General features: G+C 40.6%; 15 protein-coding genes. 10 read left to right on the forward strand and 5 right to left on the reverse strand.

The features are described from left to right. Positions 1-19 precede the first annotated feature (19 nt). Positions 20-256: a hypothetical protein gene (locus C8P65_RS02545; protein ID WP_107781024.1), complete on the forward strand. Its 237-nt coding sequence runs from the start codon at positions 20-22 to the stop codon at positions 254-256. An 81-nt stretch (positions 257-337) separates the two neighbouring features. On the opposite strand, the gene C8P65_RS02550 is transcribed toward C8P65_RS02545, so the two are convergent. Beyond that, complete coding sequence (locus tag C8P65_RS02550; protein WP_107781026.1) at positions 338-943, reverse strand: DUF4254 domain-containing protein; 606 nt, start codon at positions 941-943, stop codon at positions 338-340. Positions 944-1,070: 127 nt separating this feature from the next. Here C8P65_RS02550 and C8P65_RS02555 point away from each other — a divergent pair, with 127 nt between their 5' ends. Genes C8P65_RS02555 through C8P65_RS02590 form a run of 8 tightly spaced genes read left to right on the forward strand, consistent with a single transcriptional unit; the run spans position 1,071 to position 6,886 of the window. Further along, entirely contained in the window at positions 1,071-1,583 is a 513-nt protein-coding gene (locus tag C8P65_RS02555; RefSeq protein ID WP_170069072.1) for a glutathione peroxidase, read from the forward strand. Positions 1,584-1,596: 13 nt separating this feature from the next. Next, positions 1,597-2,775 (forward strand): glycosyltransferase family 87 protein, encoded by a 1,179-nt coding sequence (locus C8P65_RS02560; protein WP_107781166.1) that lies wholly within the window; start codon positions 1,597-1,599, stop codon positions 2,773-2,775. Beyond that, positions 2,732-3,655 (forward strand): glycosyltransferase family 2 protein, encoded by a 924-nt coding sequence (locus tag C8P65_RS02565; RefSeq protein WP_107781030.1) that lies wholly within the window; start codon positions 2,732-2,734, stop codon positions 3,653-3,655. Before C8P65_RS02560 ends, C8P65_RS02565 begins: the two co-directional genes overlap by 44 nt. A 21-nt stretch (positions 3,656-3,676) precedes the next feature. Beyond that, entirely contained in the window at positions 3,677-4,441 is a 765-nt protein-coding gene (locus C8P65_RS02570) for a polysaccharide deacetylase family protein (protein WP_107781032.1), read from the forward strand. Between the two features lie 21 nt (positions 4,442-4,462). Further along, positions 4,463-5,383, forward strand: a complete 921-nt coding sequence (locus tag C8P65_RS02575) for a VirK/YbjX family protein (protein ID WP_107781033.1) — start codon at positions 4,463-4,465, stop codon at positions 5,381-5,383. A gap of 4 nt (positions 5,384-5,387) precedes the next feature. Continuing rightward, the gene (gene bshB1, locus C8P65_RS02580) at positions 5,388-6,104 is read left to right on the forward strand and encodes a bacillithiol biosynthesis deacetylase BshB1 (RefSeq protein WP_107781035.1); all 717 of its coding nucleotides are present in this window, start codon (positions 5,388-5,390) and stop codon (positions 6,102-6,104) included. A gap of 22 nt (positions 6,105-6,126) precedes the next feature. Beyond that, the gene (locus tag C8P65_RS02585) at positions 6,127-6,318 is read left to right on the forward strand and encodes a membrane or secreted protein (RefSeq protein WP_095913238.1); all 192 of its coding nucleotides are present in this window, start codon (positions 6,127-6,129) and stop codon (positions 6,316-6,318) included. 16 nt (positions 6,319-6,334) lie between these two features. Continuing rightward, positions 6,335-6,886, forward strand: coding sequence for an RNA polymerase sigma factor (locus C8P65_RS02590; RefSeq protein WP_009388708.1), 552 nt, complete (start codon positions 6,335-6,337; stop codon positions 6,884-6,886). Between the two features lie 44 nt (positions 6,887-6,930). On the opposite strand, the gene C8P65_RS02595 is transcribed toward C8P65_RS02590, so the two are convergent. From C8P65_RS02595 to C8P65_RS02605, 3 genes are all read right to left on the reverse strand, one after another. Continuing rightward, positions 6,931-8,292 carry a suppressor of fused domain protein gene (locus C8P65_RS02595; protein WP_107781037.1) on the reverse strand — a complete coding sequence of 454 codons (1,362 nt, stop codon included), beginning with the start codon at positions 8,290-8,292 and terminating at the stop codon, positions 6,931-6,933. 99 nt (positions 8,293-8,391) lie between these two features. Then, the gene (locus tag C8P65_RS02600; protein WP_107781039.1) at positions 8,392-9,663 is read right to left on the reverse strand and encodes an adenylosuccinate synthase; all 1,272 of its coding nucleotides are present in this window, start codon (positions 9,661-9,663) and stop codon (positions 8,392-8,394) included. Between the two features lie 9 nt (positions 9,664-9,672). Beyond that, entirely contained in the window at positions 9,673-10,158 is a 486-nt protein-coding gene (locus C8P65_RS02605; protein ID WP_107781041.1) for a Fur family transcriptional regulator, read from the reverse strand. A gap of 247 nt (positions 10,159-10,405) precedes the next feature. Here C8P65_RS02605 and C8P65_RS02610 point away from each other — a divergent pair, with 247 nt between their 5' ends. Beyond that, a complete protein-coding gene (locus C8P65_RS02610; protein WP_107781168.1) occupies positions 10,406-12,652 on the forward strand; it encodes a helix-turn-helix domain-containing protein in 2,247 nt (748 codons plus the stop codon). Between the two features lie 49 nt (positions 12,653-12,701). Here C8P65_RS02610 and C8P65_RS02615 read toward each other — a convergent pair whose 3' ends face one another. Next, positions 12,702-13,208, reverse strand: coding sequence for a porin family protein (locus tag C8P65_RS02615; RefSeq protein WP_107781043.1), 507 nt, complete (start codon positions 13,206-13,208; stop codon positions 12,702-12,704). Between the last annotated feature and the right edge of the window lie 4 nt (positions 13,209-13,212).

A 13,212-nucleotide genomic window follows, 5' to 3' on the forward strand; every position in this document is an offset into this window, starting at 1 on the left:
GAATAAAAAAAATAATCTTATGAAATCCTTTATATCAAAACTCGTTTCCGCCTTTACTATTCTATTAGTAAGTGCGATGGCTTACTCAAGTAATATGGCTACTATGTATGTGTATGTTTGTAATGGACCTAGTAGCAAAGCATATCATTACACTCCCAACTGCAAAGGCTTGCAAAAATGTAGTAAGCAAGTTATAAAAGTTACCTTAGAAGAGGCAAAAGAAAAAGGAAGAAAGCTATGTGGCTACGAAGATTAGTCGCTAATCTAATAAACCTATGTGTTGCCTACAGATAATAAAAACTGCCTCAGAATAGTTTGGGGCAGTTTTTATTATCTCTTATTTACTTCCTCTAAGTACGGGGTTTAACTCCTCGTCGTTGTACATCTTCATTTGTTTATAGACTTTCATATACTTGCGACCTGCGGCGATATCGTCTAAAAGCTGATTGAGAGCCGTTGAAAGGTCTTTTTTCTGTTCGAGCAGTACATTTAGTTTCTCTTGGCATTTAGCGCGATGTTCTGGGGTGGCATCGGGGCGGTTTACCTCTTCTTGCATATGATAAATTTTGAGCGCCAAGATAGAAAGCCTATCAACTGCCCACGCAGGGCTTTCGGTATTGATAGTAGCCTCAGGTAGCGGTTTTATTTCCTTGTAAAAATCTAAGAAATAGCTATCAATATACTCTACCATATCGGTGCGGTCTTGGTTAGAGGCATCAATCTTGCGCTTAAGGTCGAGAGCCGCTATAGGGTCGATGTGCGGGTCGCGAATGATATCCTCGTAATGCCATTGCACGGTGTCAATCCAATTTTTGCGATAAAGCAAGTGGTTTAGTAAGTCGGTAGACGGATAGGGATTGGTGAAAGGCTGGTACACATCGTCAGCTATGTGATAGTGAGCGATGCTTTCTTCGAATATTTTAAAGGCTTTTTCTGAAAACATAGTGATTATTTTTTGGCAAATATAATCTTTTTCATTGAAAGTTCAATCATTTTGCGTAACTTTGCCTCAAAATAATAAATCACTTATGAAACGACTCTTTTTCACTTTTATCTTATTCGTTATGACAATGACATCGACACAAGCTCAGAAACCTTCTGACAATCAGACTATTTATCAGTTTACAGTGACTGATATTAGCGGTAAGCCTTTTGATTTATCTACTCTAAAAGGCAAAAAAGTAATGATAGTAAATACAGCCTCGAAATGCGGTCTTACCCCTCAGTACAAAGAGCTGGAAGCTCTCTATGAGCGATATAAAGACAAGGATTTTGTGATCATTGGCTTTCCTGCTAACAACTTTTTGGGACAAGAACCTGGTAGCGATGAGCAGATAGCGTCTTTCTGTAGTATTAACTATGGGGTGAGCTTTCCGATGATGAGCAAAATATCAGTAAAAGGCAAAGAGATGCACCCTTTGTATCAGTTCCTCACTCACAAAGAAAAGAATGGGGTGGAAGACTCGAAAGTACAATGGAACTTTCAGAAGTATCTTATAGGCAAAGATGGGCGACTTGAAAAGGTTATCGCTCCGCGTACTTTGCCATCGAGTGAAGAGGTAATACAATGGATTGAAAAGTAAAAAAGGAAAGGTGATGCTGAAGAAAATTGTTGCTGATTATCGTTTTGTAACCATATTATGGTTTGGCTTAGCGTTAGCTACAATAGTGCAAAATGTGTTTATAAGAGGACAGTTTAATAACTATCTTATTTTTGATGGTGTATTTTGGCATACGCTTAAGCAATTGCCTTTGTATGTGCCTTATCCTGAAGAATATTTTGACACTAACCATTATGGTCCTTTCTTTAGCCTTATTATAGCTCCTTTTGCTATATTGCCCAAATCGGTAGGTTGTAGTTTGTGGATAATGGCAAATGCAGCTTTCTTGTATTGGGCTATTAGGCAATTACCACTGCCTAAGTCAGCTATTATCGGGGTACTGCTTATTGCAGCACACGATATGTATACAGCAGCGGCAATGCAGCAATTCAATATAAGCATTATTGCCTTTTTGGTAGGTGCTTTTGTGTTTATACAGCGCGGCAAGAGCCATTGGGCAACCTTATTTATAGTAATAGGGCTACTCACTAAGTTATATGGGGTAGTAGGGTTGGCATTTTTCTTTTTTGCTAAAGATAAATGGCGCTTTATAGCGTCGGGGATAGGTTGGTTAGTGCTACTTTTGTGCTTGCCGATGCTCTATTCATCGCCCGATTATATAGTTTCGCAGTATTATGAGTGGTATGCTTCGTTAGCCGAAAAAAACGTCTCTAACCTAAATACGACTATTTACAACCTGCAAAACCTTTCTCTTTTAGGATTTTTGCAGCGCACCGGTATTTACGATAATAATTTAGTGATATTGGCAGTTGCTTTAGGGCTGTTTGCTCTGCCATATTTGCGCATTCAACAGTATAAAAATACAGATTTTAGACTGCTGTTATTAGCTTCTGTGAGTATTTTCTTGTGTTTGTTTAGCACAGGTACTGAAAATAGTACTTATGTTATTGCTTATGTGGGGATTGGGGTGTGGTTTGTAGTTAGTAGGCTGCCTATTAAGTTAAAAATTGTTTTATTAGTACTAGCTATTTTAGCCTCTTTGTCGCCTACTGATATATTTAAGCCTTTGAAAGAGCCTTATATTATCAGATATTCGCTGCGGGCAGTGCCTCCAGCACTTATATGGTTGGCAATAGTGTATGAGATGTGCTTTTTAGAATTTAAAAATGATGAAAACAATAGAAATTGTAGTACCTTGCTACAACGAAAGTGAAAATATACGTCCGCTATATGAGGCTATTAAGGGAGTTTTTGCTGAAAAGCTACCAGCGTATAGCTATACGCTACTTTTTGTAAATGATGGTAGTAGTGATGATTCGCTCGTAGTACTCAAAAAGCTGTCAGAAGAGGATAAAAGAGTGAAATACTTATCGTTTTCGCGCAACTTTGGTCATCAATTAGCGGTAAAGGCAGGGTTAGACCACTCGTTCGCTGATGCTGTTATCTCAATGGACTGCGACCAGCAGCACCCTCCTGCTCTTATTCCAGAGCTTGTGAAGCGTTGGGAAGAAGGCAACCAAGTGGTGGCAACGCTTCGTACTTATCCTCCTGATACTCCTAAGAAGAAGCGAAAGAGTTCGCATCACTTTTACAAGTTGCTGAATATGCTTTCGGATATCGAAATAAAAGAAGGTTCAGCTGATTTTAGACTTTTAGACCAATCGGTGGTAGAGGTCATTCGCTCTATGAAAGAGAACGAACCTTTCTTACGAGGAATAGTGCCTTGGGTAGGCTTTAAGCAGTGCTATATACCTTACACAGCACAAGCACGGTTTGCTGGAGAAAGCAAATATACAATAAAGAAGATGCTACACTTGGCTACAACGGGGGTGACCTCATTTAGCGTGAAACCCTTGTACTTTGCGGTGTTTTTAGGTTTTGCTTTTTCGGCTTTATCGGTGCTCTACATACCCTATGTGATATATGCTTTTGTGAGTGGTACTGAAATATCAGGTTGGGCATCACTGATAATGACGATTGTCTTTTTTGGGGGGCTACAGCTTATCATTTTAGGGATTATAGGTATTTATATAGGAAAAATATTCAAGCAAACCAAAGCACGTCCTGCTTATATCATTCAAGAAAGGAGTTAAGTTTGTTGATTATCAATTGTTATGATTTATTTAAGTTTCGACATAGAAGAGTTTGATATGCCTAAGGAGTATGGCTACGATATTGCTTTTGAGCGACAAATAGCCATTTCGCGCAAGGGGCTTACTGCTATATTAGACCTACTTAAAAAGCACCAAATGCGGGCTACTTTCTTTTCGACAGTAGTATTTGCACAACAAGTGCCAGACCTTATCAATAGGCTGATAGAAGAGGGACATGAGTTGGCATCGCATACTTACTACCATTCCGACTTTGAAAATGAGCATCTAAAGCGTTCAAAAGAAGCGTTAGAACAGCAGTTTGGGGTTACTGTAGAAGGACTTCGTATGCCTCGAATGCTTGAAGTGAGTGCTGAAGAAGTGAAAAAAGCAGGTTATAGATATAATTCATCGGTTAATCCTACTTTTTTGCCTGGTAGATATAATAAACTATACGTACCAAAGCGTTTTTTTTACGAAAATGGTTTGTGGCAGATACCTACAGCGGTAAGTTGGTTTAGGTTTCCGCTCTTTTGGCTCTCTTTTCACAATCTACCTCTTTGGCTATACAGGTTTTTGTTGAAGAAAAGTGTGAGAAGTATAGGCTATGCAGCTCTCTATTTTCATCCTTGGGAATTTACAGATTTGCACCAAAAAGAGTTTAACTTTCCAGCTTATGTGATGCGCAATTCGGGAGAAAAGATGATTGCACGTTTTGATAGTCTACTCACTTTTGTAAAACAGCAAGGGTGGAAAACAGGATTGTATAAAGAGATGATTACTAACTGATAAGGAAATACTTACTAACCAATGACGATAAAGGAGTTATTTTGCAGAGCTAAGAAGCTCACAGAATGTGGCTTTGCTAATGAAACCGTTAAATACCAAAGAAAACAGCTTAATAAGATATATTTTCACCTCTTATTAGATATTCCTTTTGCTAAAAAATGGTTTAGCTTGATACAATCGGAAGAGTATAAATGGGTGCTTTCGCATCGACCACGTATCTATTTTAAGCCTTTTAGGGTGTATATGTCTACAAGATGGAAAAAGCAACAACGAATGAATGCCCTACTGAGTTGTTATGCTTTTATCAAACGACGACCTCTGCTGAAACGTATGCTAGAAACGGATATTCCTGTTAAATTAGCTGAGTTCACAATGAAATATAATGACGAAAAAGGTCAAATCTACTTGGGATATAATAACCGTTATCGCAAGGAAGGAGAGTTAGTAGTCTCGCTACATTGTGATAGTTATCAAGAGGCTATCTGTGAAGCTTCGTTTCTGATTGATAAAGAAAATGAAGACTGGGTATGCTGTATAGGTTGTGTGCAGGGCAATAAAAATACCGAATCTGAAAATGCAATAAAGGAGTTACAAAAACAAATGTATGCTCTTCGCCCTAAAGCTTTGATGATATTTATCATTCAAGAGCTCAGCAGGCAATTAGGGTGCACTACTTTATATGGCGTAGGTAGTAAAATTCAGGCGCATAACAAAAAACATTTTATTCATATAGAATGGTTGCACAAACTCAGCTTTAGTTACGATACTTTATGGAAAGAAGCTGATGGGACTCCTGATAAAGAAGGATGGTTTAAATTGCCTATTGAAATGCCACGCAAATCAATAGAAGAAATTAAATCAAGCAAACGTTCTCTCTATCGTAATAGGTATGAGATGTTAGACAAAATAGCTGAAGAAATACGAAAAACAATTAACAAGTAATAATATGAAATTAGATATATTAGCTTTTGGGGCGCATCCTGATGATGTGGAATTAGGAGCGGGAGGTACTATTGCTAAGGAAATTAGCTTAGGCAAAACAGTAGGTATTATAGACCTAACGCAAGGTGAACTCGGCACACGTGGAAGTGCTGAAATACGCTATCAGGAAGCTACTAAAGCCAAAGAACTATTAGGAGTAGCGGTACGCGAGAATCTGAAGTTTAGAGATGGTTTCTTTGTGAATGATGAGGCTCATCAGTTAGCAATTATTAAGAAGATACGTCAATATCAGCCTGATATAGTACTCTGCAATGCAATAGATGACCGCCATATCGACCACGGCAAAGGCAGTAAACTTGTGAGTGATGCTTGTTTCCTTAGTGGGTTGCGCCGTATTGAGACTACTCTTGATGACAAAGCCCAAAGTGCTTGGCGACCTAAGGTGGTATACCACTATATACAATGGAAAAATATAATACCTGACTTTGTAGTGGATATTACTGGCTTTATGGAAGCTAAAGTGAATGCTGTGTTAGCGTATAGTTCGCAGTTTTACGATAGCAGTAGCAACGAGCCTACTACGCCTATCTCTGACCGCAACTTCTTAGATAGCGTAACCTATCGTGCCCGAGACCTTGGAAGGCTTATTGGTACGGATTTTGCGGAAGGTTTTACTTGTGAGAGAGTAGCTGCAGTAGATACCCTATTCAACTTGAAATAATGATTTAAAAGATAAAAACACTATGAAATTAATATTGATTACTATCGGTATATTGCTGCTCTGTGTAGGCGGAATGGCTATCAAAATTTGGGGTAAGAAAGGAGGTAAGTTTGCTGGTACTTGTGCCAGTCAGAATCCTCATCTGAACCCTGAAGGTGAGCCTTGCAGCTTTTGCGGACGTATGCCTGATGAACAAGAATGCCGTAATAAATAATTTATTTTTTTAGCCAATGTCTGACCTACTCGCAGAGAGAATAGCCGAAGCCAAAAATGGAAAGCAACGAGCCTTTAGCTGGTTGCTTGATGAGTTTTGGATAGACGTCTATAATTTTCAGCTTAAGCGCGTAGGTAGTGAAGCAGAAGCTGAAGACATCACGGTGCAGACTTTTGCTCGTGCTTTTGATAAAATTAGTTCGTTTGATGAGCAATACTCTTTTCGTACTTGGCTCATCACTATTTCTAAAAATATTCATATCGACTTACTTAGGCGGCAGAGTGAACCCATACTGCACTTAGATACAGAAGAAAAAGAATCTAAACGCATAGCAGATGAGTCACCTACTATAGAAGATAGCTTGATAATGGAACAACAGTTTGACTATCTTCTTAAATGTATCAAGCAGCTGAAAGACCCTTACCGAACGGCTATACAGTTGCGCTATCTGCAAGAGAAGAGTTATAAAGAGATAGCCGAAGAGATGAGCAGTACTATGAGCAATGTGAAAATAACCCTGCTGCGAGCTAAGAAAATATTAGCTGAAATACTAAAAAGAAACCGATGAGAGCAACGCTCTCATCGGTTTCTTTTTTGGGCTAAAGTTGTTGTTTATTCTAAGGCTACATTTTTGCGGTGAATGTCTATTACTTCGGTGATATTGTTCTCGTCTAACAGCTCTAAAAGCGTATCAACTCCTTCTTCTAATTTCAAATCCATTTCTTCTGGATAAATAGGTATTAGCGCGTAGAAATTGATAAGCGTACCGTCTTTAGTCTCCAACCTCAGAAACTCTTCTGGAGCTGAAAGATAAGGCGGCATTAGCAAGATGCAACCAAACTCGGTATTAGCGATAGGCTCAGCGTATTCGCCATTAGGGATAGTGTGCCCCTCGGCCATCCACGTTTTGTACTGGTGAGGAAAACGCGCTATCATCTTTAAGAAATATACAGGCCAATAATTATCATTATCTTTAAAAGCCTCATCGCTTATTTGCCAGTCAGCGGGGAGATAGACCATTAGCTCGGCGTGACTAAAGCTATTGGGGTCGTCTAAACCTTCGGGCAGGTACATAGGGTAGTCGCTCATACCAGTGGTGAAAAGCACGTGATAAGGGTGCTCAGCCGTTGGCTTTATCCAATGCACATCGATATGTACATACTCTGATACAATCTCGTGAAATACGCTATCTACCGTACCGATATACTTCTCGAAATGCTCGCAAATCTCATCCATATACACACAGCTACGGTCTGGAATAACGAAGTCGCTTTGGTCTTTTTCAGAATAGTTATATACGTTAGAGCCGCCTTCTGACACATAGTCGGGGGTAGGAGCAAATATATTGGACATAACGTTTTCTTCATCAAAAACAAAACTATCGACTAACGAATGCAAATCGGGGTCGTAATAGATAAGATTCTCTTCTAAATCGTCATTAATAGACTCGAGCCATTCGCTTATCGACTCGTTGAGTATATCCATAAAAGAATCTTCTATAGAATCTACAGAAAGTTCTAACTCGCCTATTTGCCCTACAATTCCTTTTTTGTCGGGGTCTAAGTCAATAAAGATGTAGCGCACCCCATCGGTGAGGAAAGGCAACCATTTAGGATTGTAGAACTGGTTTTTTATCACCCCATCCCAATACATATCGATAGCTTCTTCTTCGTCAAACTTGAGGTCTTGCCAGTTGGGTACTTTCTCTAAATGCTGTAGCCACTGCTGTTGGGCTTCTTTTATCTCACTCAGAGGGAGAAAGCGCAATTCATCTATAAAAAAGACATCGTTGTTACCTTTCTTTTGTCCGTTGAATGTCTGGTATAATTGGCGTACATCTGGAGGTAGGGTTACCCCCATTTCGCGCTCAAACTCGGCTACTTGTGCATCATCAGCCCCCTTATTGAGTGTGGCAATTAGGGGAGTGGCAGTATCGAGTATGGTGTCTAAAAATTTTCTAACTGTCTTTTCCATAGCTTTACGATAGTATTGTACTTCCGCAAATGTACAACAATTTCAATAAAAAACAAATAAAAAAGCGTAATATTTTTATTATTACGCTTTTTTAATGTTTTATCTTGTGATGGTTTGGGTTCTGTCTGGGCCTACCGACACTACTTTGATAGGTACTTCTAATTCTTTTTCTAAGAAATCTACATAGTCTGTCAGTTCTTTAGGCAGCTGTGCATAGTCTTTAATATCGGTGAGGTTTTGATGCCACCCTTTGAGTTCGGTATAAACAGGGGTAACGTTTTGCTCTTCTATATTATAAGGTAAATGCTTGATTTCTTTTCCTTTATAGAGATATGAAGTACATACTTTTAGGGTATCGAATCCGCTGAGTACATCGGCTTTCATCATTACCAATTGGGTAACGCCGCTCACTTGCACGGCATATTTAAGAGCTACCAAATCGAGCCAACCACAACGGCGACGACGACCGGTAGTAGCCCCAAATTCGCGACCTACTTGAGTCATTGTTTCGCCTGCCTCGTCAAAAAGTTCGGTAGGGAAAGGGCCACTACCTACGCGGGTGGTGTAGGCTTTGAAGATGCCTATCACTTCGCCTATGCTGCGAGGGGCTACCCCTAAGCCAGTACAAGCACCAGCAGCCGTGGTGTTAGACGAGGTAACAAACGGATAAGTACCAAAGTCGATGTCTAACAACGAACCTTGCGCCCCTTCGGCTAATATTTTCTTTCCTTGTTTTAGGGCTTGGTACAGATACTCTTCGCTATCAATTAGTTGGAAGCCTTTGAGCACTTTCACAGCCTCGAAAAACTCAGCTTCTAATTCCTTTAGGTTGTATTGTATATCTACTTTATAGTTAGCAAGCATCTCTTGGTGCTTGTCGGTAAGGTTGCGATAGCGCACCTCGAAATCGTCTAACTCAATATCGCCTACGCGCAAGCCGTTGCGCCCTGTTTTATCCATATAGGTAGGACCTATGCCTTTGAGGGTAGAGCCTATTTTAGCTTTCCCTTTAGAGGCTTCGGAAGCGGCATCGAGGAGGCGGTGAGTAGGCAGGATAAGGTGTGCCTTGCGCGAGATGAGCAAGTTGTCTTTGAGAGGCACGTTGTAAGGAGCGAGCCCATCAATTTCTTTTTTGAAGATGATAGGGTCTATCACCACACCATTGCCTATGATGTTGATAGAAGTAGGGTGGAAGATACCCGATGGGATAGTGTGTAGCACGTGCTTAATGCCATTAAACTCAAGGGTATGCCCTGCGTTAGGACCTCCTTGAAAGCGCGCTATAATATCATAACCTTGTGTGAGTACGTCTACAATTTTTCCTTTACCTTCGTCTCCCCACTGAAGACCTAATAATAAATCTACTGCCATTTTTTACGCTTATTTTTCGTGAGTATTATTCTCTTCTTCTTGGTTTTCTTTTTTTCTGCGTGTTCCGTAGAAGTAAAGAGAGTGGTGAGTGATATCGATGTCGAACACGTCTTCTATAGTTTTCTGAATAGTTTGTATGCGGGGGTCGCAAAACTCTACGATTTCGCCTGTATCGGTAAGAATCACGTGGTCATGCTGCTTATCGAAGTAAGATTTTTCGTAATAGGCTTGGTTTTGCCCGAATTGGTGTTTGCGCACCAACCCGCATTCGAGTAGCAGCTCCATAGTGTTATAGAGGGTGGCGCGGCTAACTCTGTATTTTTTGTTTTTCATATTCACATAGAGGGTCTCTATGTCGAAGTGGTCATTAAACTCGTAAATTTCCTTTAGAATAGCGTAACGCTCAGGGGTTTTTCTGTGGGCGTTGTCTTCCAAATATTTGGTAAGGACTTTCTTTACTATTTCTAAACTTTCTTCTGTAGCGGGTTTATTCATATTGAATTTATTTTGAGAGGCAAAGATAATTATTTTTTTATTAGCGACCAAAAAAATTAGCAAATTTGTCAATTAGTTAATTTGTCAATTTGTCGATTTGCCAATTAGCCCATTAGCAAAGATAAACATTCTTCAAAAGGGGAAATGCGATAGTCAGCATAGGAGATATGGGCAAAAATAGTAAAAAATCAAAATTATTTTGTATCTTTGCAACAAAAAGTTGCTGACTGAAATTGCTAATGATTTTATGACCGAATATATACTCACCCTTATAAGCCAAACGAACCGGAATATATTCCTCACCGGTAAAGCCGGTACCGGCAAAACTACCCTCCTACGCAAGATTATAGCGACCACCTACAAAAATACGGTAGTAGCAGCCCCTACGGGGATTGCCGCTCTTAATGCAGGAGGCGTTACTATTCATTCACTTTTTCAATTGCCTTTTGCATCTTTCCTGCCTACACAGTCAGCTCCGCCTATCGTAAATGAGCATCTTCGTTTTGAAAACCGCGTTTCGCTGCGCAAACACTTCCAAATGCATAAAAATAAACAGCAACTTATTCGGAATATGGAGCTGCTCATCGTAGATGAGGTGAGTATGCTGCGCGCCGATGTGTTAGATGCGATGGACTATATGCTACAGTTCATACGCCGCAATCACGAGCCTTTTGGTGGGGTGCAGGTGCTTTTTATAGGCGACCTGATGCAGTTGCCCCCTGTGGTGAAGCAGGAGGAGTGGGAGGTGCTCAAGCAATATTATAAGGGTATGTACTTCTTTCAATCTGAGGTGATTACCAAGCATCCGCTGCTGTATGTAGAACTCGAAACGATATATAGGCAGACGGATAAGCTATTCGTCTCTATATTGAATCATTTGCGCGAAAACAAACTCACTGAAGAAGACCTACAGCTGTTACAGCCCTATGTGAAGCCTACTTTTGCCAAACAAAGCAAAGACGAATACGTAACCCTCACTACCCATAATGCCAAAGCCGATACGATGAACCAGCACGCTATGCAGCAGCTTCGCACACCAGCTTTTGCTTATGAGGCTGAGGTAATAGGCGACTTCCCTGACTATCTGTATCCTACCGATAAGGTGATACAGCTGAAAGAAGGGGCAAGGGTGATGTTTATTAAGAATGACCCATCAGGCGAGCATCTGTTTTTCAATGGCAAAATGGGTACGGTACTATCGCTGACAGAGGATAGTGTGGAGGTGCTGTTAGACGGGGGGCAGCCCATCAATGTAGAACGTTATGTGTGGGAAAACTTGCGCTTCAGACTCAACGAAACCACTAAAGATATAGAAGAAGAGAAGTTAGGTACTTTTACCCAATATCCGCTGCGTTTGGCGTGGGCTATCACCATACATAAGAGTCAGGGACTTACTTTTGAGAAAGCGGCTCTCGACCTCGGTAGTGTATTTGCTTCAGGGCAAGCCTATGTGGCTTTTTCGCGTTTGCGCTCTCTCGACGGATTGGTCTTGCTCTCATCGGTGGCACAAAACGGTATTGATAATGATGAAGAGGTGATAGACTACGCAGTTAATAAAGCTGATGAAAGCCAAGTACAGCAAGCCTGCGAAGAGGGTAAGAGCGAGTTCTTGCAACAGACGATACTTCAGACTTTTGACTGGCGTATTTTAGCAGATGAGTGGGCGCAACACTGTAGTAGCTATATGGGCGAGATAGGGGCTAAAAGTCAGTATAAAGAGTGGGCGAATAAGACAGCCGCCAAGGTGAGAGAAGTAACAGAGGTAGCTGCGAAGTTTAGCAAGCAGTTAGTGGGCTATTTTGGCAGTGGCGCTCCCCTTGAGTATATTTTTGAGCGCATTGAGAAAGCGGTGCCTTATTTTAGTCCCTTACTATCGGATATATGGGGAGAAGTACTGTATGTGCAAGCTAAGATAGCTAATCAGAAGAAGGTAAAAGAGTTTAGCCAAGAGCTCAATCAGCTAAGTGATACCCTATCGGGGGTGTTGAAGCATCTTTTTAGGCTCTCGCAGATAACCCACCTGATACGTTTGGACAAACCGCTGACTAAGGATAGTATCCATAGTGATAAGCTGCAAGAGCTACGCATAGAGTTACAAGAACGTGCCTTACAGCGACTTGAGAAAGAACAGCTATTTGTTGAAACGACCCCAGAGAAAGCTCCTATCATAAAGCAAGAAAAACCCTCTACTTATGATGTAACTTTGCAATTATGGAAAGAGGGTAAGACTGTAGCCGAGATAGCCGAAGCGCGTATGTTTACCGAGCGCACTATCTACAATCATTTAGAAAAACTCATCGAGCAAGGAAAACTTCCTGAAGATTTGATAACACAGTTGCTTTCTGCCGAAGCCATAGCAGAACTTACAGCTCTGTTTGACAAAACGGAAGATTATAGTTCGCTAAAAAGCATTATAGAGGCAACCGAAGAGCGGTATAGCTGGAATGAGCTTAGCCTTTTCAGGATATACTATCAAAAAAAATTAGCAAATTAGTGAGTGTAATCATTCACTAATTTGCTAATTCTCTAATTTATATAATGTGTTATTTAAACTTATAGGTAACCCCTAATTTGAGCCCTAAGTCGGCAAAAGAATTGTGGTCTAAAAACCATTCTGCATTTACCCCAAAGTTTTTAGTGAAGAACCAGCGAGCACCAGACTGTAGGCGTAAGGCTAGGCCTGAATCGTAATAAGGCTTTAACCAGCGATATTTAGAGGTGTGTGCCCAATGGTAGTACCCTAAGCTCAATCCTCCATAGAGGTCTAAGTTAGAGGGGACGCGTATGTACTGAGCAAAATGGAAGTTACTGGTGAATAGTACGCCTATATTGCTGTATTCTATATCTCCCTTACTCGTACCGCGGTAGAAGAGTTCGCCTCCTAAAGATACTTGCTTGCTGATGCCAAAATCAACTCCTCCGTAAATCATTGCACTAATATCTGAGAAGCCTAAACCTCCGTTTAATTGCACATCTCCTTTTCTGAAGGCTTGTGCTGAGGCAGTGCTTATCGCCAACACACTACCCAAAAGTAATAACATTTTCTTCATAATA

It is taken from the genome of Capnocytophaga leadbetteri (assembly GCF_003054025.1).
In the GTDB taxonomy this organism is placed as follows: Bacteria; Bacteroidota; Bacteroidia; order Flavobacteriales; family Flavobacteriaceae; genus Capnocytophaga; species Capnocytophaga leadbetteri.

What these genes read in the sequence shown, in the direction of transcription:
- C8P65_RS02615 (WP_107781043.1), bottom strand. Translation starts at nt 13,208, where the DNA reads ATGAAGAAAATGTTATTACTTTTGGGTAGTGTGTTGGCGATAAGCACT.
- C8P65_RS02600 (WP_107781039.1), bottom strand. Translation starts at nt 9,663, where the DNA reads ATGGCAGTAGATTTATTATTAGGTCTTCAGTGGGGAGACGAAGGTAAA.
- C8P65_RS02590 (WP_009388708.1), top strand. Translation starts at nt 6,335, where the DNA reads ATGTCTGACCTACTCGCAGAGAGAATAGCCGAAGCCAAAAATGGAAAG.
- C8P65_RS02565 (WP_107781030.1), top strand. Translation starts at nt 2,732, where the DNA reads ATGAAAACAATAGAAATTGTAGTACCTTGCTACAACGAAAGTGAAAAT.
- C8P65_RS02555 (WP_170069072.1), top strand. Translation starts at nt 1,071, where the DNA reads ATGACATCGACACAAGCTCAGAAACCTTCTGACAATCAGACTATTTAT.
- bshB1 (WP_107781035.1), top strand. Translation starts at nt 5,388, where the DNA reads ATGAAATTAGATATATTAGCTTTTGGGGCGCATCCTGATGATGTGGAA.
- C8P65_RS02560 (WP_107781166.1), top strand. Translation starts at nt 1,597, where the DNA reads ATGCTGAAGAAAATTGTTGCTGATTATCGTTTTGTAACCATATTATGG.
- C8P65_RS02585 (WP_095913238.1), top strand. Translation starts at nt 6,127, where the DNA reads ATGAAATTAATATTGATTACTATCGGTATATTGCTGCTCTGTGTAGGC.
- C8P65_RS02550 (WP_107781026.1), bottom strand. Translation starts at nt 943, where the DNA reads ATGTTTTCAGAAAAAGCCTTTAAAATATTCGAAGAAAGCATCGCTCAC.
- C8P65_RS02545 (WP_107781024.1), top strand. Translation starts at nt 20, where the DNA reads ATGAAATCCTTTATATCAAAACTCGTTTCCGCCTTTACTATTCTATTA.
- C8P65_RS02570 (WP_107781032.1), top strand. Translation starts at nt 3,677, where the DNA reads ATGATTTATTTAAGTTTCGACATAGAAGAGTTTGATATGCCTAAGGAG.
- C8P65_RS02595 (WP_107781037.1), bottom strand. Translation starts at nt 8,292, where the DNA reads ATGGAAAAGACAGTTAGAAAATTTTTAGACACCATACTCGATACTGCC.
- C8P65_RS02575 (WP_107781033.1), top strand. Translation starts at nt 4,463, where the DNA reads ATGACGATAAAGGAGTTATTTTGCAGAGCTAAGAAGCTCACAGAATGT.
- C8P65_RS02605 (WP_107781041.1), bottom strand. Translation starts at nt 10,158, where the DNA reads ATGAATAAACCCGCTACAGAAGAAAGTTTAGAAATAGTAAAGAAAGTC.
- C8P65_RS02610 (WP_107781168.1), top strand. Translation starts at nt 10,406, where the DNA reads ATGACCGAATATATACTCACCCTTATAAGCCAAACGAACCGGAATATA.